The organism is Thalassovita gelatinovora (assembly GCF_001458355.1).
GTDB lineage: Bacteria > Pseudomonadota > Alphaproteobacteria > Rhodobacterales > Rhodobacteraceae > Thalassobius > Thalassobius gelatinovorus.
The window spans coordinates 77,836-100,075 of the sequence record NZ_CYSA01000025.1; the positions used below are offsets into that span (position 1 = coordinate 77,836).

A 22,240-nucleotide genomic window follows, 5' to 3' on the forward strand; every position below is an offset into this window, starting at 1 on the left:
AAAAGCCGCCCCGAACGGGGCGGCTTTTCTGTTTGCTAAAGCTGTCAGCAGATCAATTCGGGATCAGCGCCGGCACAATCGTCACGATCGACGGGAAGAACCACAAGATCCCCAAACCAAGGACCTGAATCAACACGAAAGGAATGATTCCGCGATAGATATGGCCCGTTGTAACGCTCGCCGGGGCGACCCCGCGCAGATAGAACAGCGCGAAACCGAATGGCGGCGTCAGGAACGAGGTCTGAAGGTTCACCGCGATCATGATCGTCACCCATTTGGGATCGAACGTACCGCCATAGATGACCGGCCCAACGATCGGGATCACGATATAGATGATTTCCAGGAAATCGAGTACGAAGCCAAGGATGAAGAGCACCAACATCACGATCAGGAAGACCGTGAATTCGTTGTCGAAGCTTTTCAGGAACTGCTGGATATAGTCTTCACCTCCGAAGGAGATCACCACCAAGTTCAACAGTTGCGACCCGATCAGGATGGTGAACACCATCGAGGTCACCTTGGCCGTTTCTCGTACCACAGGGGTCAGAACACCCGAGCGGAACAGTGTCCAACAACTGTAGAACAGACCAAAGGCCGCATAGAGATAGGTAGCATAGGCGACGAAAAACGCTACCCAGCTTTCGAAGCTGACTTCCGGTTGGTTGATCCGGAGATCGAAGTTGACGCCAACAAGAATGGAGATGATCACCGCGAAAGTGGACCATATCACAACCTTGCCGGATTTGTCTTCTTCCCGCAGTTTGCGGTACGCAGCCAGCATGAGGGCACCGCCCGCTCCAAGCGCCGCAGCCGGCGTCGGGTTGGTGATACCGCCCAAGATCGATCCCAGCACCGCAACGATTAGAACCAGCGGTGGGAAAACCACCCGGATCAGTTCGTTCTTGGTCAGCCGTATGGCCGCTTCTTTGCAGCCATATAGCGTGATCGCAAGAGGGATCAGCAACCACAGAACCGTTACCCCGGAACTGCTTGTCGGAGCGATCAGGACGATATCTGCGATCACCGCCAAGATCACGCCAATCGCGCCGATGATCAGCGGGCGCGGATCGGACGAAGGACTGGTGCCACGTGCCCATGCCAATGTGACAGACAGCAGCAGCAGCAAGACCGCCACGCCGACGCCGATCGGAGCCGCAGCTTCGGCCTTGGCCGCAACGCGTTCTGCGATTTCTTCCTGGCTGAGTTTGCGGCTCTCTTTGACCCCGCCTGCATCGTCGATTGCTACCTGCTGCGCAATTGCGGCATCCCAAGCCTCTTGCCCGTGCAGTTCAATCATCGACGCTTTGCATTCGTCATCGACATTGGTGCGCAACGATGCATTGGCACCAACATCGGTAAAGCTGTCCACATGCAGGTTTTGGCTACCGATAATCCCAACCGACCCCAACAGGAAGGCCCCGCCGATCAGTGCAATCGGAACCCCGAGGAACCACGTAAGGCCTTCACGGCGCGAAATCGGCTCACCACTGCTTGCTCCCATTTCCACCGCCGGTGCTTTTGACGGATTCATCAACGCATAACCAAAGGCATAAAGTGCATAAAGCAGCGCCAACAGAATGCCAGGCAATAGTGCAGCTTGGAATAGTGTGCCAACCGACACCACGGCCGGTTCGCCCAGATAAGTCAAAGCATCGCTACATCCCGCCGACTGCGCCCGTGCTTCCTGCGCCGTCGAATATAGATCACCTGCCAGCGTGCCCAGCAGAACGATCACGATTGAAGGCGGAATGATCTGCCCCAAGGTGCCGCTTGCCGCGATCACGCCGGTGGCGATCTCGGGTGAATAATTGTGCCGCAGCATGGTGGGCAGCGACAACAGACCCATTGTGACAACGGTAGCCCCCACGATCCCGGTCGATGCCGCCAGAAATGCGCCCACGACCACCACCGATACGGCCAACCCGCCCGGCAGCGGACCGAAGACCCGCGCCATTGTCGTCAGCAGATCGTTGGCGATCTTCGAGCGTTCCAATGTAATGCCCATCAGCACGAACATCAGTACCGCCAGCAGCGTTTCGATAGACTGGCCCGCCAGCACCCGTTCGTTCATGCGGTTCACAACGAAAGACACATTCCGGTCCATCGCGGTTTCCCATCCGCCAGGGAAAACCGATTCTGCCACCCGTGGTAAGTCCGGGTATCGGAAGATCGAAATTGAATCGGGTTTGACACCGGAACTGACTAGGTTCTGATACATGGCAGAACCAGTATCTATGGCTTGATGTACCAAAAGTCCCGCACTGTCCAGCGCGGCGATAATCCCGAACGCGATGATCCCGGCGCCACCAATGGCAAAGGCCACTGGAAATCCCGAAAGAATGCCCCCGAAGAGGCAGAAAAAGACGATAATCAGGCCGATTTCGACCCCATCAAGTCCAAATAGCATTGTTCACTGCCCTTTTAATGCGTGCCTTCGTAGGCTTCTTCACCCTCGCCAAGCGAATCTTTGTCGAGGTACTTCTTTTCGCTTTCTGCACCTTCACGAAATTCCATATAGGATCGGTACAGTAGCGCGATAGCTTGGATGAAAACCATCGCTGCAAAACCGCAGAGCAAGATCTTGAACAGAAAATATCCGTTGAATCCGTTCGGGCTGAAACCGATGGTTTCAACGTTCCAACGCAAGGCTCGAGATTTCATCAACAACCGCTCGAGATGATCGCTGGCCGAAGGTTTCGGAACAATCAAGTGCCGCCACAAGAAGAACCAGCCATACATCCAAATCAGGACCGCCATCGGCATCATGAAGAACAGAGCGCCGAACATGTCGATCACCTTTTTGGTGCGGAACTTAACACCGGCATAAATCAGATCCACCCGGACATGACCGCCTTGGACGAAGGTGTAAGTCGCGCAAAGTGTCACAACCAGCGCGTTGTAAAGTTTCAGTTCCTCAGAAAACCAACTGATATCTCTATCGAAAGCGAGGCCAAAACCGAACGTCAGGTTCGGACTGGCAAAGATACGCTGCACGAACACAATGACAACCTGCTGCAGCATCATGAGCAGACCAGCCCAAGCAAAGAACCGTCCAACCGTGTTGGCAAACCCTTCCAGCCCGCGCACCACTGCCCAGAGTATGCGTGTATTCCACAACCCAACGATGGTAAGAATCGAGAACAGAGTAAAGACGACGAAAAAGAACTCGATCGACCCTCCGTAATAGACAAAGCGCATAATCGCTTCTTTGTCGGACCAGTCCAGCCAGAGCTTCGGATGCGAGACCGCGTAACCGAAATTATAAAACGACATGAGGATGTTCTGAAACAACCAGATCACGCCATCACCTAATGCACCCAGGGCCTGTCCGAGAGTGACAGAGCTTTCTTCCTGCATGATTCCCCCCGTTTTCCCTTTGTAGGGATTTCGCTTGGCGCTAAGACACCAGAAAGGGCTCCTGAACGACAGGAGCCCCCAGTTTTTAAGTCCTGCGATTAGCCGCCCAGAACGCGGTTACGCTGGGCCGAATATGTACCTTCCGAGCGGCTGATCCAGCCAGCGGAAGCAGCCATCGACGCCATATAGCTGTCGTAGCATTCTTTGTACAAATCGTCGCCCATCGGAGCTTCGACGACTTCTTTCGCGGCGGCTCCGAACGCATCCCAGATCGAATCGGAGAATTCCAGAACCTTCACGCCACCGGCCTGCAGACGCTGAAGCGCTGCAGCGTTATTGGCCATGAACAGTGCCATAGTCCACATGCTCGATGCCTTGCCTGTCTCTTCAACCACGGCCTTTTGCCCCGGCGTCAGGCTCTCGAATACGTCGAGATTGGTCGTCAGGCTCAAGATCGGACCCGGCTCATGGAAACCAGCGGTATAGTAGAACTTGGTGATTTCCTGGAAACCGGCCTTTTCGTCGGCCCACGGACCGATCCACTCGGTGCCGTCGATCGCACCCGAAGACAGCGCTTGGTAAACTTCGGCACCGGGAATGTTCTGCACGCTCGCACCCAGTTTGCCCAGCACCTGGCCACCTTGGCCCGGCATCCGAAATTTCAGACCTTGGAAATCCTCGGGACCGTTGATTTCCTTGTTAAACCAACCACCCGACTGCGGTCCGGTGCTGCCGGCAGCGAAAGACTTGAGACCGAAAATGCCGTACAATTGGTCGGCCAAGTCCATGCCGCCACCATGATAATACCAGTTGTTATATTCTTGGAAGGTCATCCCGAACGGAACTTGGCTGAAGAACGACAGCGCCGGGTGTTGGCCGAGGAAATAGTAGTCGACGCCGTGGTACATGTCTGCTTGACCGGCCGAAACCGCGTCAAACACTTCAAACGCGCCCACCAATTCACCGGCAGCCTTGAGTTCGACGGTCAACTGGCCATCTGTCATCTCAGTAATACGGTCAGCGCAATACTGGGCGCTGTCATGCACACCTGCCAAGCCCCGGCCCCAAGTTGAGACCATGGTCAAAGTCCGCTTGCCTTGGGCATAAGCGGGTGCGGCCAGTGCGGTTGCCGCTGCGGCTGAGCCGCCAAGTGCAGAAGTCCTCAAAAAAGAACGACGATCCATATCGGTTTTTCCTCCCATTCGAATGTATCCTCCAACCCCGGCACCGAGGCGCAGGGAAAGTGGCCGTACGTTAGCCGCTCAAATGACGGAACGGAATACCAAGTTGTACGTAGTCGATGCTAATAATTTTGGCACAAGCGGCCAAAACGGAAAATATTCAAGCGATCAACAAAAAGACTGAGACTTCGCTGCGGAGCAGCAAGCCATTGCTTCCCTCGTCGCAACAGGCAATTATCCTCGGATGAGTCGCCTGCGTGACCACCTCCATCACTTCACCCCCAGCTATGGTCAGAAGATCTTTCTTCTGGCCTCTGTGCCTCTGTTGTTGGCCGCTACTGCAATTTCCGTCTTAGTAGCCGGCCAAGCCCGGCAACTGGCAGAAAGCGAGATACATGCGCTGGAAAATAAACTGATCGAGGCGAAAAAAGAGGAACTGCGTAATTATGTCACCCAAGCGCGCAACGCGTTCTATTTCATCTATGGCCCCGCCGCGCCGGATGACGAACGCTCCAAAGAGCGTGTGTTACAGATTCTCGCCGCGATGATCTATGGTGACGAGGGGTTCTTCTTCGTTTACGACTATGACGGCAACAATCTAGTATCGCCGCGCCAGACCGAATTCATCAATCGCAACTGGATTGGCCTGACCGACAGCGAAGGCACCCCGACCGTAGATGCGTTCATCCGCATCGCCCGGCACGGGGCCGGGTGGCACGAACATCTCTGGCCCAAACCATCTACCAATGAAGAAGCCCGCATGATTACCTATGTGCTGGGCCTTCAGGACTGGCAATGGGCGGTGGGCACCGGCGTCTTTATCGACGATGTTTTGACCCAAGTTGCCGCCTCGCGCGCCGAGGTTGAGGCGCGGGTGCGGCGCACCTTCTACTATATCATCGGTATTACGCTGACCGCGCTGCTTTCAGTGTTCTTTTCTGGCATGGTTATCAATATCAGGGAACGTCGACTGGCCGACGCCAAGCTCAAGAAGCTGACCCAGCGGGTTTTCGACGCGCAAGAAGAAGAACGCGGGCGGGTTGCGCGTGAATTGCATGATGGTATCAGCCAGATTCTGGTCGGCACCCGCTATGGGTTGGAAATCGCACGCCGACAGTTCCAAAATGACGATGCAAGAGCGGGCCAAACGCTGGACAAGAACATTGATCATCTGTCCGGTGCAATACAAGAAGTGCGCCGGATCAGCCGCGACCTGCGCCCCGGCGTTCTCGACGATCTCGGGCTCGGCCCTGCGATCAAAGCGCTGACCGAAGATTTCAGTATCCGCACCAACATCAAGGTCGAATTCAACACCGTCGTGTTCCGCAATCGGCTGGACGAAGACAGCAAGATCGCGCTTTACCGCATCGCGCAAGAGGCTCTGACCAATGTCGAACGCCATGCCGGAGCCAGCGAAGTCACCGTCGATCTGCGCGGCCACCGCAATGGCGCGACACTGCGGATCAGCGACAATGGGTGCGGCCTTCCCGGTGCCGGCCCCCGTTCAGAACCGGGCGAACCATCGGGGGGGCTGGGATTGCGCAATATGCAAGAACGGATTGAACAGCTGGACGGAACCCTTAAAATCCAGTCAAACCGCGATGGCACCCTGATCGAAGCAGTGGTTCCGCTCAGCCACCTTCTGCCCCCCGACCAGATGGGCATATCACGTAAGAAAGCCGCGAAATGACAAACCCCGTCAGAGTCGCCATTGTCGATGACCATCCGATGATCGCCGAAGGCATCCAGTCGATTCTGGAAGCCTATGACGATATCGAAGTCGTCGGTGCCTTCTTCAAAGGCCGCGACATCATCAATGCAGTCGAAACGCTGCGCCCCGACGTGGTGTTGATGGATCTCAACATGCCCGACATCGGCGGGCTGACCGCGACCGAAATCATTCTGGAACGCTGCCCGGAAACCAAGGTTCTGATCCTATCGATGCATGACAGCCGGGAATATATCAGTTCCGCCCTGAGCCACGGCGCGATGGGCTATATCCTCAAGGACGTTCCGACCGAGGAAATCAAAACCGCCATCGACACCGTGATCGGCGGCGAACGCTATCTGTGTACCGGTGCACAAGGGTCTCTCGCCCCGCCTATCGGGACGTCTCGTGAACAACTGACCGGACGGGAACAGACCATCCTGTTGCAACTGGCACAGGGCAAGTCGAACAAGGAAGTCGCTGCGGTATTGGATATTTCGGTGCGTACGGTGGAAACTCACCGCAAGAACATCAAGCGCAAGCTGGGCATATCTTCAACCGCCGGGTTGACCCGCTATGCGCTGGAACACGGGGTGCTTCAGGGCACCAGCGTCAGGCTATAATCGGGCCGACCGCAGCGCCGGGCCGTAGACAACCTCTTCCAATCTGGCCCCCCGGGCATCCCGCGAAATATTTGCAAAGAAAAATCCGTCTCAGCGACATTTTCCGATTAAATGCAGGTTGACGCCCCCCGCTGGCGACAATAATAATCGCGCCCAGCACAGTAGGAGCCTCAGGCGATGAATACGCTAGTCGTAATCGTAGGAAAATGGCGCATGGGCCGGTAACGGACACCATATTGGTACCCCATGCGCCCCCGATCAAAAATCGGGGGCTTTTTTATTGGCTGAATTGTTGACGTCGTAAACGGAGCGAACAAATGAAACGTCAGATGACCGGAGCGAAAATGGTAGTCCAGGCCCTTAAGGATCAGGGCGTGGATGTCGTATTCGGATACCCCGGCGGTGCGGTGCTACCGATTTACGACGAGATTTTCCTGCAAAACGATATCCGACACGTGTTGGTGCGGCACGAACAGGGCGCGGTCCATGCCGCCGAAGGCTATGCCCGGTCCACCGGCAAGCCTGGTGTTGTTCTGGTGACATCCGGCCCCGGTGCCACCAATGCGGTGACCGGGCTGACCGATGCTTTGCTCGACTCGATCCCGATCGTTGTGCTGACCGGTCAGGTGCCGACCTTCATGATCGGATCGGACGCGTTTCAGGAAGCCGACACCGTCGGCATCACCCGGTCATGCACCAAACATAACTGGCTGGTGAAGGATACCGAGAAGCTGTCCGGCACCATCCACGAAGCCTTCCATGTCGCCAAATCGGGCCGCCCCGGCCCGGTTCTGGTCGATATTCCCAAGGATGTGCAATTCGCCAACGGCACCTATGTCGAACCGAAGAAGGTCGAAGTCAGCCACTATCAGCCGCAGACAAAAGGCGATATGGACGCAATCGTGGAATTGGTTGAAGCAATCGAAAGCGCCAAGAAACCGATTTTCTATACTGGTGGCGGTGTGATCAATTCTGGCCCCGCCGCAAGTCAGTTGCTGCGCGAACTGGTCGAAGCCACCGGGTTCCCGATCACATCGACCCTGATGGGGCTCGGTGCCTATCCGGCCAGCGGTGACAGTTGGCTCGGAATGCTGGGGATGCACGGGCTTTACGAAGCCAATATGGCGATGCACGATTGCGACCTGATGATCAATGTCGGGGCCCGTTTCGATGACCGCATCACCGGCCGCCTTGATGCATTCAGCCCAAAATCGAAGAAGGCCCATATCGATATCGATCCCAGTTCGATCAACAAGGTGATCCGGATCGACATCCCGATCGTCGGGGATGTCGGCCATGTGCTGGAAGACCTGCTGAAGGTCTGGAAATCGCGCGGCCGCAAGACCAACAAGGAAGCGCTAATCGGCTGGTGGAAGCAGATCGACAGCTGGAAAGAGATCGATTGCCTGAAGTTCAAACAGGAAGGCAAGATCATCAAGCCGCAATATGCGCTGTCGCGGCTGGAAGAATTGACCAAAGGCCATGACCGCTATGTCTGCACCGAAGTCGGCCAGCACCAGATGTGGGCGGCGCAATACCTTGGTTTCGAAGATCCGAACCGTTGGATGACTTCCGGCGGCTTGGGCACCATGGGCTACGGCATGCCGGCCTCGATCGGTATCCAGATGGCGCATCCTGACAGCTTGGTGATCAACGTGGCCGGTGAAGCATCCTGGCTGATGAACATGCAGGAAATGGGCACTGCGGTGCAGTTCCGACTGCCGGTGAAGCAGTTCATCCTGAACAACGAGCGGCTTGGCATGGTGCGGCAATGGCAGGAATTGCTGCACGGCGAACGCTATTCCCAAAGCTGGTCCGAAGCGTTGCCCGATTTCGTGAAACTGGCCGAGGCCTTTGGTGCCAAGGGCATCCGCTGCGATGATCCCGATGATCTGGATGATGCGATCATGGAAATGATCAATTACGATGGCCCGGTGATCTTTGACTGTCTGGTTGAAAAGCATGAGAACTGTTTCCCGATGATCCCGTCGGGCGAACCGCATAACAAGATGCTGCTGGGCGATGCCAATACCCAGGACGCGATCGGCAATTCCGGCGCAGTTCTGGTCTAAAACCGAGCCCCGGGGGCTGACTGCCCCCGGACCCCCGTGGATATTTTTGAACAGAAGAAGACATCATGGCTGCTCTACACATCAAAAAAGGCTCGACGAAGCATTCCGCCTATAACCTGCGCCCGAATTTTTCCGACACCAAGGAACGCCATACGCTGGCGGTGATGGTGGATAACGAACCCGGCGTTCTGGCCCGGGTGATCGGGCTGTTTTCGGGGCGCGGTTACAATATCGAAAGCCTTACCGTGGCCGAAGTCGACCATATGGGCCATCATTCCCGCATCACCATCGTCACCGAAGGCACCCCCCAGGTGATCGAACAGATCAAGGCTCAGCTGGGCCGGATCGTGCCGGTGCATGGGGTACATGACCTGACTGTCGAAGGGGCGACGGTGGAACGCGAACTGGCGCTGGTCAAGGTAGCCAGCAGCGGCGACAAACGGGTCGAGGCGCTGCGCTTGGCCGATATTTTCCGCGCCAACGCAGTGGACAGCACATTGGAAAGTTTCGTTTTCCAAATCACCGGCACGCCGGAAAAGATCGACGCCTTCGTGGACCTGATGCGGCCACTGGGATTGGTCGAAGTGGCCCGGACCGGCGTTGCGGCGCTGTCGCGCGGCATCTGACCAGATCAAACCGATAAGACAAGCCCGCCGAAGCGGGCTTGTCCTGAACGTGTCGAAACGATCGTTGGGATTGCAGCCGGTTCAGCCTTCCTTCATCGGAAAGGCGCCAGCCTTTTTCATTTCCGACACTTCCTGCGCGTCGAGCAGCCCTTCGGCAGAAATGTCGAATTCGGCAAAGCTTTCCTCGGTCAGGTCGGGATAGACCGCGGAAAGCTCCGCATAGCTGTAAAAACCGTCGCCATCGATATCGACGCTGCTGTCGATTTCCTCGGCCAGAACAGAGGTGGCGAGGGTCAGGGCGATGGCGGCGGTGGTGATACGGGATGCAATACGCATTTTAGGGTCCTCTTATCAGGGTTTCAGGGACGGCCTTGTGCCTGTCCTGATGTCACCCGACCAGCAATATGGAGGGGTGCAAAGCGGCGCGATTAGCGGCACCGGTTTCTGGCAGTTCCTTGCGAAATCACCCGGGGAATCTAGGCAGGGTTTGGCGCAGGAAATCGCCCCGGCGAAACGGAGCCGATGGCGCGGCTGAAATTTGGCGCCGCTCCGCCGCTGACACATCCCGACCCGCATTGGCGAACCACCGCACATATGACGCGAATCGCCCGAAATCAAAACAACCGCGCCAGAATACTGGCGCGGTTGGTCCTGTAGCCTGTTTCGCGTGGGAAAGGTCTGACTATTTCTGAAGCGATTCCAGATAATAGGCCAAGGACAGGATCTTGCCCCGGGTATAAACAGGACCACCATAAGGCCCCATGTCAGCGTCATCCGCGAAAAGCGCCCCGAAGACCGGCATCGGGCCACCATGCGCCCGAACCCCAGTCCGGCCATCGATGATATGTATCACCTGCAGCATCGGGAATACCCCGTCATTACTGGCCGACAGTTTGGTCAGATCGGGCACTTCGGTGGTCAGCAGTTCGGCGATTGCCCCGTTCCCGATGCCAAATTCTCCATGGCACGCAGCGCAATATTGTACATAAGTCGTGTTGCCAGGATCTTCCATTCCTTCGGCCAAAGCCGACCCGCCAAGGAGCGCTGCAATCACAGCAGCCGCGCAAACCGTCCTTCTATGCATTGGTCTTCTCCTCCTTAAAAATGGCAGATGCGCGATACACCGAGATAACAAATAAATATTCCACATCTTAGCACATATGCTGCGTCAGAACTGCTTTGGAAAAGTTGACCTACGTCAATGCGCCTTTGGAAACGTACTCAACCTGGTTCTGAAACCAGCCGGTACAGATGCCAAGTTGCGTGGCCAAGAAGCGGCAGGGTAAAGAAAAGACCCAAAAACGCCGGTAACAAAGAGATGAAGGTGACGACAGCAATGAAAGTCGCCCAAGCCAGCATCGGCAGCAGATTTTCCTGAACCGTCTGGAAGCTGGTGATCATGGCGGTGACATAATCGACTTCGCGGTCCAGTAGCATCGGCAACGAAATGACCGTGATCATATAGAGAAGAAGCGCGAAACCGGCCCCCACCACGGTGCCCAGCCCCAGCATCGTCAACCCGTTGACGGTCAGGTAGACTTCGAAGGACGTCGAGACATTGGTCAGCGTCATCGACCCCATGAACAGCGCAAAGATCATATGGGCGATGAAAAACCAGAATAGGAACATGAAGATGATGATTGCGCTGATCGATGGCAGTTGGCGTTTTGATTGCCGCGCCACGACGCCGAAAATCTGATACAGATCCATTGCACGTCCCTGATCAAGTCGGCGGCTGACCTCGTAAAGGCCGACGGCCGCGAAAGGACCGATCAACGGAAAGCCCACAGCCGCGAAAATCAGCCAATAGGATTGCCCTGTGGCGATGGTAACCCAGGCCATCACAAGGCCAAGCGCCACATAGAATCCAGCAAAGACTGCCCCGAAAAAAGGCGCGCGTTTCATATCTGCCCAGCTCCGCCGAAGTGCTTCGGCCAGAATATCGAACGTGACGGGCCGCAATTCGGGCGCGCCCGGCAAAGGAGCCTCCGGCATCTGTTTCCTCCCATAAAAACATTCACGTTTTTGACTATGGGAAAGGGTTTTCTGCCTAAAATCAAGGATTACTAGAGGTTTGGGGGATGTTTGCCCGGAAATCCCGTACCTTCGTGCCAAGCTTGGCCCAACTGCAACACCCGCAAATCGCCACGCGCCGGGCCGATCAGTTGCAGCCCCATCGGAAGACCGTTTTCCCCAAAGCCAATCGGCGCGCTAAGACAGGGCAGACCGATCAGGCTGACCGGTACGACGACTTCCATCCAGCGGTGATAGGTGTCCATCGATTTCCCGGCAATGGATTTGGGATAGCGTTTTTCCACCGGGAACGGCCAGACCTGCGCCGTTGGCATCACCAACAGATCATAATCCTCGAACAACTCGGCCGCTTTGCGGAACCATTGCGACCGCACCACGCTGGCTTGGTTGACCTCCATCGCGCTGAGCTTCAGCCCGCGTTCGATTTCCCAGATCGCTTCGGGCTTCAAGTCGTCCCGATGGGTTTCCAGAAGAGGACCCAGTTTGGCAGCGATGGACCAGGACCGAAGCGTGATCCAGGCGTCCCAGATTTGTTCGGCCGGGAAAGGCGGGGCGATTTCTTCGACAATGCTGCCCATCCGTTCGAAGGATTTGAGCGCCTGTGTACAGGTCTGCATCACGCCGCTTTCCATCGCATATGCACCGCCCCAATCGCCGAGCCAACCGATCCGGGCAAAGGCCAGATCGCCCATCAACCGATCAAGAAAAATCTCTGGCAGAAACCCATGTGGTTGGGAACTGTCCCACCCTGACTGCACCTCAAGCAGCGCCGCGATATCGGCGGGCGAGCGGCCCATCGGGCCATTGGTAGAAAGCTGATGCAGAAACATTTCGTTTTCGGGATCGGCAGGCACCCGGCCCCAACTGGGCCGGAAGCCGTATACATTGCACCAAGCCGCCGGATTGCGCAGGCTGCCCATCATGTCTGACCCGTCCGTCACCGACAGCATCCGCGATGCTAGGGCCGCAGCCGCGCCGCCGGACGACCCCCCCGCCGATTTCGACAAGTCGTAAGGGTTATGGGTGTGACCATGAACCGGATTGAAAGTATGGCTGCCCAGACCGAATTCCGGCGTGTTGGTTTTACCGATGAAAAGCCCACCGGCCCGGCGCATCCGGGACACGAAAACGGAATCCTGTTTGGCCACTTGGCCGGCCATGATTGGCGATCCCATCGAGGTTTCAATGCCCGCGACATTGGCCAGATCCTTGACCGCCAACGGCATACCGTGCAACCAGCCTCGCCTTGGAGTGTTATCTGCCTTACGTGCCTCGGCGATCAGGGTATCGCGGTCGCGCAGCGATACGATTGCGTTGATCTTGCCATTGACCGCCTCGATGCGTTTGAGCGTCGCCTTCATCAACTCTTCGGCGCTCAGCTCCCGGGATTCCAACAGGGCTGAAATTTCCAGCGCATCGCGATCCAGCAAATTCATTCCTTGTTACTCCCACGACTTTCCGACGGGCGAACCCGCATGGTTAACATCGGCTAAAGACCTGACCGGGTGCAAGCCTTTAAAGCGACGCATTCGGAGGGGTTCCCAGCCTAACGACTGTGAAGTCAGTCCTCGCCCTGAGCTTCGGCGCGGCTTTTGCCCGATACGTCCATCGCCAGAGTGGCCGCCATCAGGCCATCCAGATCCCCGTCCAATACCCCTGCAGAGTCAGAAGTTTCATAGGAAGTCCGCAGATCCTTCACCATCTGATAGGGCTGCAACACATAGGACCGGATCTGGTTGCCCCAACCGGCATCCCCCTTGGCTTCGTGCGCGGCATTGATATCGGCATTTCGACGGTCGAGTTCCATCTGATAAAGTCGCGATTTCAGCGCCTTCATGGCGATATCGCGGTTTTGGTGTTGCGATTTTTCCGAACTGGTCACCACCACCCCGGTGGGGATATGAGTGATCCGCACGGCCGAATCCGTGGTGTTCACGTGCTGACCGCCGGCCCCTGAAGACCGGTAGGTATCGATGCGGATATCAGACGGGTTCACTTCGATTTCGATATTGTCATCGACCACCGGATAGACCCAGACCGAACTGAACGACGTATGGCGCCGCGCCGCACTGTCATAGGGTGAAATCCGCACCAACCGATGCACACCCGATTCCGATTTCAGCCAGCCATAGGCATTGTGGCCGGAAATCTTGTACGTCGCCGATTTGATTCCGGCCTCTTCGCCCGGGCTCATCGATTGCAATTCGACCTTATAGCCCTTCTTTTCAGCCCAGCGGACATACATCCGCGCCAGCATCGAGGCCCAGTCGCAACTTTCGGTGCCACCAGCGCCAGAGTTGATTTCCAAGAAGGTGTCGTTGGCGTCGGCTTCGCCATTCAGCAGCGCTTCGAGTTCTTTCTTCGCGGCTTTCTTGGCCAAGTCCATCAATGCCTTTTCAGCATCCTGAACGACCTCTTCATCTTCTTCCATCTCGCCCAGTTCGATGAGATCGATGCAGTCGGTCATTTCCTGTTTGATATCGTCATGGGTCTTAATCGAATCCAACAGTGCCTGACGTTCGCGCATCAGTTTTTGCGCATTTTCCGGATCGTCCCAAAGCGTCGGGTCTTCGACCCGCGCGTTGAATTCTTCCAACCGGAACTGTGCCGTTTCCCAATCCATTCGCTGGCGCAGCAGCTCCAGTGATTTTTCGATTTCAGAGACGGTATTCTGAACCTCGGCGCGCATTGGGCTTCCTTTGACAAACTCTCAGTGCCGCGTGATAAACCAGCCCGCAGGCAGGGGCAAGCATCGCGCGGGATCTAGCGGCAATGGAATGGCAGACAGATGGTCCGCCGGGCCGGTGACATCAAGATCAGTACAGGCCACCCGAAGACACCGACCCAAAGGTCGCCTTCGGCCCCACAACCGCCTTTTTCCCGGTGGATGTGGTGACTTCACGCCCGGTATGGTCGACTTCTTCGAACAACGGCAGGTTGGCACCGACGGCGAAACCACCATCAAAGGTAATACCGAAAATCGGTTCTTCACCATCGCGGAAATATTCCGCCACCACGTTGGCACCGCTGACATCGTTGGGCAGGCGTTCGCCGGTATAGCGATCGATCTTGATGAAATGACCACCCTCGGGCACCTTGAACGGGCCGCCGCCATATTTCTGAGTGGTCTTTTTCATGAATTCGGTAAAGACCGGACCGCACATGGTGCCGCCATAGGAACCGCGCCCCAACGGACGCGGCTGATCGTGGCCCATATAACAGCCCGCCACGATGTTCGAACTGAACCCGATGAACCAAACGTCGCGCGCTTCGTTGGTGGTACCGGTTTTCCCCGCGATCGGAACATCCACGTTGACGGTGCTGGAAGCGGTGCCACGATCGACCACCCCTTTCATCATCGAAGTCAGTTGATAGGCGGTGATCGCATCCATCACCCGTTCGCGGTTCGACACGATGGCGGGGCTGCGATTTGCGGGTACGGCGGGATTTTCGCAATCGACGCAATCACGCCTGTCGTGGCGATAGATCGTCTTGCCATAGCGGTCCTGAATCCGGTCGACCAATGTCGGTTCCACCCGTTCGCCGCCATTGGCGAACATCGCATAAGCGGCAACCATACGGTAAAGCGTGGTTTCATCCGCCCCCAGCGAATTGGCCAGAAACTGACCCATATTATCATACACCCCGAACCGTTCCGCATAGTCGGCCACCACATCCATGCCGATTTCCTGTGCCAGGCGGATGGTCATCAAGTTCCGCGACATCTCGATCCCGGTTCGTAGTGGCGTCGGGCCATAGAATTTGTTTGACGAATTGCGCGGCCGCCACAGGCCTTGAGGCGTGTCCACCTCGATCGGCGCGTCAATCACGATGGTGGCCGGGGAATATCCACTGTCCAATGCCGCAGCATAGACAAAGGGTTTGAAGCTTGACCCCGGTTGACGCATCGCCTGCGTTGCACGGTTGAACACCGAATGCTGATAGCTGAACCCCCCCTGCATGGCGATCACCCGGCCGGTATTGACGTCCATCGCCATGAACCCGCCCTGAATTTCCGGCACCTGACGCAGGGTCCAGCGGATAAAGCTACCATCATCATCTTTGGTCAGGGCACGCACCAGAACCACGTCGCCAATCGATAGCAAATCACCGGCCACTCGCGCCTTTTTGCCTAGCTTGCCGTCTTCCAGCTTTTTACGGGCCCACTGCACATCCTTGGCCAAAATCCAGTGGCCATCAGCATCGTCTTCGACCCCTTCAATGCCGATCCGCGCGTCGTTCTTGCCAAGTTCCAACACCACGGCCGGATGCCAAGGGCCATCCAGTTCAATATCGCGCGGCACCGCAACCGATAACAGCGCTTCGCGCCAGTCGCCCAATTGACCAGACGGGATCGTCAAACCGGTGCCGGACCAGATCCCACGCTCGCGGTCATATTTTTCCAATCCCCGGCGCAGAGCCAAAGCGGCTTCGACCTGCATCTCGGGGTCGACCGTCGCGCGCACTGTCATGCCGCCCGAAAAAAACTGTTCCTCGCCAAAATCGCCGCTGAGCTGACGGCGGATTTCATCAGTGAAATAATCGCGCGGAGGCAGCGCAGATTTGAAGCTGTCAAAATCCCCGTTCTGAACCGAACGCAGCGGCATTTCCTTTTCCGTCTCATAAGTCGCCTGCGAGATATAACCGTTTTCGGCCATTTCCTTGAGCACAAAGTTGCGGCGCGACAGGACCCTATCCTTGTTGCGCACCGGATGGAATTTGCCCGGCGCTTTGGGCATCGAGGCCAATGTCGCCGCTTCGTGCGGGGCCAGTTCCCCCAATGTCTTGTTGAAATAGGTCTGCGCCGCCGCCGTCACGCCATAGGAATTTTGCCCCAGAAAAATCTCGTTAAGGTAAAGCTCAAGGATTTTGTCCTTGCTCAGACTTTCCTCGACCCGCGTGGCAAGGATGATTTCCTTGATCTTGCGTTCGATCCGGCGTTCCCCACCAAGCAGGAAATTCTTCATCACCTGTTGAGTGATGGTTGAGGCACCGCGTACCGATCCGCCGCGGGTTTTCACGGCTTCCAACGCCGCCGCCGCGATTCCGCGGGCATCATACCCTTTATGGGTGTAGAAATTTTTGTCTTCGGCCGAAATGAAGGCGTATTTGACCAGATCGGGAATTTCATCGGCGGGTGTNAACAACCGCCGTTCTTCCGCGAATTCGTCGATAATCTGACCTTCACCAGAATAAATTCGGCTGATCGTCGGCGGGGTATATTGCGCCAGGCTTTCATGGCTCGGCAAATCGCGGCCATAGATATAGAAAATCGACCCGATGCTCAGGGCGACCACGGCGATGCCCAGCGTCACCAGGGTAAAAATCGCCCCAAAAAAGGAAAGAATGAACCTCAGCACGCAACGCCCCTTGTGATTAGTAGCCACTCTATACTGTCAGCGTCGCGTCCCGTCAAAACAACTCCGCTTGAATGCTGGGCCGAAATCCGCTGCCCGCCGGTGCGAATTTATTGCCGCACCAGTTTGGCCAGCGCCGCATCTTCGGTGGCCCAAGCGCGCAGGGCGTCGCGGATGCCCGACGCCATGTTGATGCGCCACTGCTTATTCGACAGGTTATTCAAATCGTTCGGGTTCGACAAAAAGCCCACCTCCAACAGGATCGAGGGAATATCGGCCGCTTTGAGCACCGAAAACCCGGCCCGACGCAACGGGCGGTGGTTCATCTTTACCCCGACCCCGGTAATCCCCTTGATCATCGCCTGTGCCAGCCGTTCGGTTCGCGGCTTGGTTTCCTGCCGCGCCAGATCCATCAGGATATCGGCGACCACGTCGTCCTGCCCTGTCAGGTCCACCCCGGACAGGATATCGTCGCGATCATGCCGCTCGGCGAGTTTCGCCGACGCTGCATCAGACGCCTTGTCCGATAACAAATGCAAAGTCGCGCCTTTCGCCTGGCCTTCGGCCAAAGCATCTGCGTGTAGCGACAAAAACACATGCGCCCCCGCTTCATGCGCCAATTCAACACGGCGTTCCAGCGATACAAAACGGTCGTCTTCGCGCGTCAGGATCACGGTAAATCCGCCCGACCGAACCAGTGTTTCCTTCAATTCGCGGGCAAAGGTCAGCATCAGGTTCTTTTCGTTATAGCCGTCCCGTTCCGCTCCGGGATCAATCCCGCCATGCCCCGGATCCAACACTACGACCAAGGGTCCCTGCCCCGGCAACCCCTTGGTGACCGCCCGCGCCACCGGATCGGGCAGGTCCCATCGCGGATCGTAAGGGGCACCGGACCGCGCAGCGAAATCCGCCGCATCGGTGGCGGCTAACGTGACATTAAGCCGTGCAGCACCGCTTTGCGGCGCGATTTTCATCCCAGCGCTTTCGATCGCATATAGACCAGCCAAATCAAGCACCATCCGCGACCATCCGGGCCGGAAGGTGCCGAACCGCAGATCGCTGGCATTGTCGGCGTTCAGCAGCACCGGTTTGGTCACCCCACGCCAGTCCACTTCGCGAAAATCCAACACCAGCCTTGCAGGCTCGATCAGCGTATAGGCACGAAAAGGCACCCCTTGGCTCAGCGCCAGATCAACCTCGATCCCGCCGCCCCACCGATCGGTGATCTGGGACGTGCCGATTTCAACCCGCGCCAGCCCGGACAGATCCTGCGCCAATCCCGGAAAGGTCCAAAAGGCCAGTACGACTGCCAGCCATAAATTTCTGAATATACCGTTCATTTGCCCGTTTTCGGTTGCTCTTGCCGAAACACTACCCCGTTTTATGCCGGTTTGCACGGCCCTCACTGCACCATTTCATTGGTCCGAAAAATACTCGAATTCCGACCGTTTCAGTCATCCCCACCGCTGCGCCATGAAAAGCTCCAGCCGGGTCAGCCCTTCAACGATTTCGGCCGTGGCCTGGGCATAGGAAAAGCGCAATGTCCCTGCCCCGCGCAACGGATCGAAATCCAACCCCGGCGTCACCGCCACCCCGGCTTTTTCCAGAATCTCGGCGGCAAAGGCGCGGCTGTCAGAGGTCAGATCGCTGACATCGGCATAGACATAAAACGCCCCGTCTGGTGGTGCGATCTTAGTAAAGCCTGCTTTGGGTAACCCTTCCAACATCAACCGGCGATTTTCTCGGTAAACGGCCATATTGGCCTCAAGCTCGTCACCGCATTCCATCGCGGCAAGCGCGGCGATCTGGCTGGCATGGCTGGGGCAGATAAACATGTTTTGCGCCAATCGCTCGATCACCCGCACATGGTCTTCGGGCACCACCATCCAGCCAACGCGCCAGCCGGTCATGCTAAAATATTTGGAAAAGGAATTGATCACGTAGCAGTTGTCGGTGACTTCCAGCGCGGTGACCGCTTTGGCCTCGTATTCGATGCCGTGATAGATCTCGTCGCTGATAAAGGCGATATCGTTGTCCCGACAGGCCGAAACCAAAGCTTCCATCGCCGGCTTGCTCAGCATGGTACCGGATGGATTGGCCGGCGAAGCCACCATAAGCCCTTGCAAATCCAACCCGGAAAAATCCGCGGGCACAGGCTGCAGCCGGTTTTGCGGTGACGCGGACAACCCCACCGGCACCAGATCGAGCGCGGTCAATATCTGCCGGTAAGACGGGTAGCCCGGTTCGCCGATCCCGATCCGGTCGCCGGTATCAAACAAAGCGGTAAAGGCCAGCAAAAACGCCCCCGACGATCCCGGCGTCACGATCACCCGGTTCCAATCCAGATCGATATCGTACCAATCGCCATAAAGCCGGGCGATGCGTTTGCGTAATTCCGGCAGGCCAAGCGCCACGGTATAGCCCATCGCGTCTTCCGCCATTTGCCGGGTCAAGGCCTGACGTGCACCTTTCGGCGCGGCCGTGCCGGGTTGGCCGACTTCCATGTGGATGATATTGCGCCCGGCTTCTTCGGCGGCGCGGGCGGCTTCCATCACATCCATCACAATAAAGGGATCAACCTGTGATCGTCTTGAGTTTCGCATGGTTTCCTTCCTATGCTGCCAGCCAACCGAAAAGCCAATTCATCCGGAAACAGGCGCGCCGTCAATGCATCCTCTTTTACGCATCCTCGCCGTTTGGGCGGTCTTGCTGGCGCATACCCTTCCGGCGCAGGCGATAACGCTGCTGCGCGACCCGGACATCGAACATGCGCTTGGCGAAATCGCCCGCCCGATGTTGAACGCCGCCGGGCTACCCGCCGGATCGGTCAAGGTGATGGTGATCAAAGACAGCAGCCTGAACGCTTTTGTTATCGATCACCGTCATATCTTCATCCATTCCGGCTTGCTGCTGAAACTGAAATCGGCGGACGAATTACAGGCCGTTCTGGCCCATGAAGCGGCGCATATCGCCAATGGTCATATTGCAAGGCGTTTTGCAAATATGCGGATGGCCAATACGATTACCGGGCTTGGCATGGCCTTGGCGGCGACTGCAGCGGCGTCTGGGGCCGATGCACGCGCAGCGGGCGCACTGAGCCTGGGGGTCGGCAGTTCGGCCAACCGCATGTTCATGTCCCACACCCGCGCCGAAGAAAGCGCGGCCGACAGTTCGGCCCTACGCTATCTGGCATCGGCGGGGGCCGATCCCAAGGCCATGCTGGGTGTGCTCGATATCTTTCGTGGTCAGGAAATGCTGAATGTCAGCCGTCAAGACCCGTATGCCCGCACCCATCCGCTATCACGGGACCGGATACGGGCGGTGACAGCCCTGGCGCAGGCGGCCAAAACAAAACCCAGCAGCACCGCCAACAGCGCTTACTGGTTCGCCCGGGCGCAGGGCAAGCTGTCGGCTTTTTTGCGCGCCCCCAGCTGGACCTTGCGCCGGGCCGGGTCCAGCGCCAGCACCGATATCGCGTTGATCCGGCAAGCAGTCGCCTATCATCGCCAACCCGATAGCGCCAAAGCCCAGACCGCGATCCGCAAATTAATCGCCCTGCGCCCCAATGATCCGTTCGCGCATGATTTGCACGGTCAAATCCTGCTGGAAAGCCGCAACGCCAAGGCGGCGGTCGCCGCCTATGGCCGCGCCGCGGCGCTGGCACCGACCAATGCCCTGATCCTTGGCGGTCAGGGCCGGGCGTTGTTGGCGGCGGGAAACCCGAAACAGGCGCGCAACGTGCTGGAAAAAGCCCGGGCAAGGGATTTTTCCGATGCGCGTGTCCTGCGCGATCTGGCCACCGCCTATGCCAAAACCGGCAATACCGGCATGGCTTCGGTACTGACCGCGGAACGCTATGCGCTGGCCGGTCGCTTCAAGGATGCACGAATTCACGCCGAACGCGCGGCGGGCCTTTTGCCGCGCGGTTCCGCCCCTTGGCTTCGGGCGCAGGATGTGTTCTCTGCTGCCGAGGCCCAAGCCAGCAAAAGGAAGAAGTAATGAAAAAGTTCCTCGCCACCGTCGCGTTTGCCACTCTGGCCCTGCCGGCACAGGCCTTTGATATCACCAGCATGGACGATCAGGAACGTTCGGCCTTCCGCGCCGAAGTGCGCGCCTATCTGCTGGAAAATCCCGAAGTGATCCTGGAAGCCTATCAGATCTTCGAACAACGTCAGGCCAACGCCGAAGCGCAGAAAGACGAAACCATGATCGCGGCGCATAACGACGCGATCTATAACGATGACCGGGCTTGGGTTGGCGGCAATCCCGAAGGTGATATCACACTGGTCGAATTCATGGACTATCGCTGCGGCTATTGCCGCAAAGCGCATGGTGAAGTGGCCGAACTGGTCGAAACCGACGGTAATATTCGCTATATCGTAAAAGAATTCCCGATCCTGGGCGATGAATCGGTTTTGGCATCGCGGTTTGCCATTGCGACCAAACTGGTCGCGGGCGATGCAGCCTATGAAAAAACCTATGACGCGCTAATCAATTTCCGCGGCAATATCGGCCAGCAATCATTGGCCCGTCTGGCCGAAACACTGGATCTTGATGGCGACGCGATCATGGCCCAGATGAACAGCCCAGAGGTCAATCAGTTGATCGGCGACAACCACGTGCTGGCGCGCGATCTGAGCATCAGCGGCACCCCGACTTTTATTCTGGGCGACCAGATGCTGCGTGGCTATGTGCCATTGGCCAACATGATGGAACTGGTCGCGGCGGTCCGGGAAGCCAAGTGATCCGAATATTTACGGCAGGTCTATTGGCGGTCCTTTTTACAGGGGCCGCGCAGGCCGATGGCGTATCCTCCACCGATCCGGCCTTTGCTGCTGAACTGCGCGCTGCTTTGCTGGCCGATCCGGAACCGGTCTGGCGCGCCTTCAATCCCCCTGCCCCCGATGACCGGGAACATATCGACCGCGACCTTGCGCGACTGGCCGCAGCAGCGGCCGAACTGTTTGATCCAACCGCCACCCGGATCGGATCGCCTGAGGCCGAACATCCGCTGGCATTGTTCGTGCGGCCCGACTGCCCGGATTGCGAACGTGCCAAGGACGACCTGCGTCAGTTGTCAGAAAATATCGACCTGCGCGTCAATTTCATTGATATCACCCGGCAAGCCGACCTAGTCGAACGGATCGGGGTGGACATGGCCCCCAGCTATGTGTTGCCCAATATGATTGTGCGCGGCCATGTACCGGTGGCAGTGATCGGGAAATACCTGTCAAAATAAGACCATAGCCCGGCGAAAACACCGGCCACGGCCCCGGCATACG

Annotated in this window: 18 protein-coding genes; 7 read left to right on the forward strand and 11 right to left on the reverse strand. The window is 57.3% G+C overall.

Annotated features, from left to right (window positions below; all coding sequences use genetic code 11):
* Nucleotides 1-52: 52 nt before the first annotated feature.
* The 3 genes from TG4357_RS12650 to TG4357_RS12660 all read right to left on the reverse strand — a co-directional run bounded on the left by TG4357_RS12650 (nt 53) and on the right by TG4357_RS12660 (nt 4,541).
* Entirely contained in the window at nt 53-2,407 is a 2,355-nt protein-coding gene (locus TG4357_RS12650) for a TRAP transporter large permease (protein WP_058263266.1), read from the reverse strand.
* Between the two features lie 14 nt (nt 2,408-2,421).
* The gene (locus TG4357_RS12655) at nt 2,422-3,357 is read right to left on the reverse strand and encodes a TRAP transporter small permease subunit (RefSeq protein ID WP_058263267.1); all 936 of its coding nucleotides are present in this window, start codon (nt 3,355-3,357) and stop codon (nt 2,422-2,424) included.
* Nucleotides 3,358-3,455: 98 nt separating this feature from the next.
* A complete protein-coding gene (locus tag TG4357_RS12660; protein ID WP_058263268.1) occupies nt 3,456-4,541 on the reverse strand; it encodes a TRAP transporter substrate-binding protein in 1,086 nt (361 codons plus the stop codon).
* 241 nt (nt 4,542-4,782) lie between these two features.
* Between TG4357_RS12660 and TG4357_RS12665 the strand changes: the two genes are divergently transcribed.
* The 4 genes from TG4357_RS12665 (at nt 4,783) to ilvN (ending at nt 9,567) form a co-directional block, all read left to right on the forward strand.
* A complete protein-coding gene (locus TG4357_RS12665) occupies nt 4,783-6,228 on the forward strand; it encodes a cache domain-containing protein (protein WP_058263269.1) in 1,446 nt (481 codons plus the stop codon).
* A complete protein-coding gene (locus tag TG4357_RS12670) occupies nt 6,225-6,869 on the forward strand; it encodes a response regulator transcription factor (protein ID WP_058263270.1) in 645 nt (214 codons plus the stop codon). The genes TG4357_RS12665 and TG4357_RS12670 overlap by 4 nt, the downstream gene beginning before the upstream one ends.
* Nucleotides 6,870-7,186: 317 nt before the next feature.
* On the forward strand, nt 7,187-8,941 hold the full coding sequence (locus tag TG4357_RS12675) for an acetolactate synthase 3 large subunit (RefSeq protein ID WP_058263271.1): 1,755 nt from the start codon (nt 7,187-7,189) through the stop codon (nt 8,939-8,941).
* 65 nt (nt 8,942-9,006) lie between these two features.
* Complete coding sequence (gene ilvN, locus TG4357_RS12680) at nt 9,007-9,567, forward strand: acetolactate synthase small subunit (RefSeq protein WP_058263272.1); 561 nt, start codon at nt 9,007-9,009, stop codon at nt 9,565-9,567.
* 81 nt (nt 9,568-9,648) lie between these two features.
* On the opposite strand, the gene TG4357_RS12685 is transcribed toward ilvN, so the two are convergent.
* The 8 genes from TG4357_RS12685 to TG4357_RS12720 form a co-directional block, all read right to left on the reverse strand.
* Entirely contained in the window at nt 9,649-9,903 is a 255-nt protein-coding gene (locus TG4357_RS12685) for a hypothetical protein (RefSeq protein ID WP_058263273.1), read from the reverse strand.
* A 346-nt stretch (nt 9,904-10,249) separates the two neighbouring features.
* Nucleotides 10,250-10,651, reverse strand: coding sequence for a c-type cytochrome (locus TG4357_RS12690; RefSeq protein WP_058263274.1), 402 nt, complete (start codon nt 10,649-10,651; stop codon nt 10,250-10,252).
* 137 nt (nt 10,652-10,788) lie between these two features.
* On the reverse strand, nt 10,789-11,562 hold the full coding sequence (locus TG4357_RS12695; protein WP_058263275.1) for a DUF2189 domain-containing protein: 774 nt from the start codon (nt 11,560-11,562) through the stop codon (nt 10,789-10,791).
* A gap of 71 nt (nt 11,563-11,633) precedes the next feature.
* Entirely contained in the window at nt 11,634-13,037 is a 1,404-nt protein-coding gene (locus TG4357_RS12700) for an amidase (protein WP_058263276.1), read from the reverse strand.
* Between the two features lie 125 nt (nt 13,038-13,162).
* Nucleotides 13,163-14,290: a peptide chain release factor 2 gene (gene prfB / locus TG4357_RS12705; protein WP_058263277.1), complete on the reverse strand. Its 1,128-nt coding sequence runs from the start codon at nt 14,288-14,290 to the stop codon at nt 13,163-13,165.
* Nucleotides 14,291-14,417: 127 nt separating this feature from the next.
* Nucleotides 14,418-16,961, reverse strand: coding sequence for a penicillin-binding protein 1A (locus tag TG4357_RS12710; RefSeq protein WP_058263278.1), 2,544 nt, complete (start codon nt 16,959-16,961; stop codon nt 14,418-14,420).
* Between the two features lie 107 nt (nt 16,962-17,068).
* Nucleotides 17,069-18,298, reverse strand: a complete 1,230-nt coding sequence (locus tag TG4357_RS12715) for an N-acetylmuramoyl-L-alanine amidase (RefSeq protein WP_058263279.1) — start codon at nt 18,296-18,298, stop codon at nt 17,069-17,071.
* A gap of 114 nt (nt 18,299-18,412) precedes the next feature.
* Complete coding sequence (locus TG4357_RS12720) at nt 18,413-19,561, reverse strand: pyridoxal phosphate-dependent aminotransferase (protein ID WP_058263280.1); 1,149 nt, start codon at nt 19,559-19,561, stop codon at nt 18,413-18,415.
* A 64-nt stretch (nt 19,562-19,625) separates the two neighbouring features.
* On the opposite strand from TG4357_RS12720, the gene TG4357_RS12725 reads away from it, so the two are divergent.
* From TG4357_RS12725 to TG4357_RS12735, 3 genes are read left to right on the forward strand one after another with little or no spacing between them, the layout of a single operon-like run.
* On the forward strand, nt 19,626-20,957 hold the full coding sequence (locus TG4357_RS12725) for a M48 family metalloprotease (RefSeq protein ID WP_058263281.1): 1,332 nt from the start codon (nt 19,626-19,628) through the stop codon (nt 20,955-20,957).
* Nucleotides 20,957-21,703: a DsbA family protein gene (locus TG4357_RS12730; protein ID WP_058263282.1), complete on the forward strand. Its 747-nt coding sequence runs from the start codon at nt 20,957-20,959 to the stop codon at nt 21,701-21,703. Before TG4357_RS12725 ends, TG4357_RS12730 begins: the two co-directional genes overlap by 1 nt.
* Nucleotides 21,700-22,197 carry a glutaredoxin family protein gene (locus TG4357_RS12735; protein ID WP_158509075.1) on the forward strand — a complete coding sequence of 166 codons (498 nt, stop codon included), beginning with the start codon at nt 21,700-21,702 and terminating at the stop codon, nt 22,195-22,197. Before TG4357_RS12730 ends, TG4357_RS12735 begins: the two co-directional genes overlap by 4 nt.
* The last annotated feature ends 43 nt before the right edge of the window (nt 22,198-22,240 follow it).

Excerpts from the sequence above, each read along its gene's own strand:
- TG4357_RS12650 (WP_058263266.1), bottom strand. The coding sequence starts at position 2,407 with ATGCTATTTGGACTTGATGGGGTCGAAATCGGCCTGATTATCGTCTTT.
- TG4357_RS12655 (WP_058263267.1), bottom strand. The coding sequence starts at position 3,357 with ATGCAGGAAGAAAGCTCTGTCACTCTCGGACAGGCCCTGGGTGCATTA.
- TG4357_RS12660 (WP_058263268.1), bottom strand. The coding sequence starts at position 4,541 with ATGGATCGTCGTTCTTTTTTGAGGACTTCTGCACTTGGCGGCTCAGCC.
- TG4357_RS12665 (WP_058263269.1), top strand. The coding sequence starts at position 4,783 with ATGAGTCGCCTGCGTGACCACCTCCATCACTTCACCCCCAGCTATGGT.
- TG4357_RS12670 (WP_058263270.1), top strand. The coding sequence starts at position 6,225 with ATGACAAACCCCGTCAGAGTCGCCATTGTCGATGACCATCCGATGATC.
- TG4357_RS12675 (WP_058263271.1), top strand. The coding sequence starts at position 7,187 with ATGAAACGTCAGATGACCGGAGCGAAAATGGTAGTCCAGGCCCTTAAG.
- ilvN (WP_058263272.1), top strand. The coding sequence starts at position 9,007 with ATGGCTGCTCTACACATCAAAAAAGGCTCGACGAAGCATTCCGCCTAT.
- TG4357_RS12685 (WP_058263273.1), bottom strand. The coding sequence starts at position 9,903 with ATGCGTATTGCATCCCGTATCACCACCGCCGCCATCGCCCTGACCCTC.
- TG4357_RS12690 (WP_058263274.1), bottom strand. The coding sequence starts at position 10,651 with ATGCATAGAAGGACGGTTTGCGCGGCTGCTGTGATTGCAGCGCTCCTT.
- TG4357_RS12695 (WP_058263275.1), bottom strand. The coding sequence starts at position 11,562 with ATGCCGGAGGCTCCTTTGCCGGGCGCGCCCGAATTGCGGCCCGTCACG.
- TG4357_RS12700 (WP_058263276.1), bottom strand. The coding sequence starts at position 13,037 with ATGAATTTGCTGGATCGCGATGCGCTGGAAATTTCAGCCCTGTTGGAA.
- prfB (WP_058263277.1), bottom strand. The coding sequence starts at position 14,290 with ATGCGCGCCGAGGTTCAGAATACCGTCTCTGAAATCGAAAAATCACTG.
- TG4357_RS12715 (WP_058263279.1), bottom strand. The coding sequence starts at position 18,298 with ATGAACGGTATATTCAGAAATTTATGGCTGGCAGTCGTACTGGCCTTT.
- TG4357_RS12720 (WP_058263280.1), bottom strand. The coding sequence starts at position 19,561 with ATGCGAAACTCAAGACGATCACAGGTTGATCCCTTTATTGTGATGGAT.
- TG4357_RS12725 (WP_058263281.1), top strand. The coding sequence starts at position 19,626 with ATGCATCCTCTTTTACGCATCCTCGCCGTTTGGGCGGTCTTGCTGGCG.
- TG4357_RS12730 (WP_058263282.1), top strand. The coding sequence starts at position 20,957 with ATGAAAAAGTTCCTCGCCACCGTCGCGTTTGCCACTCTGGCCCTGCCG.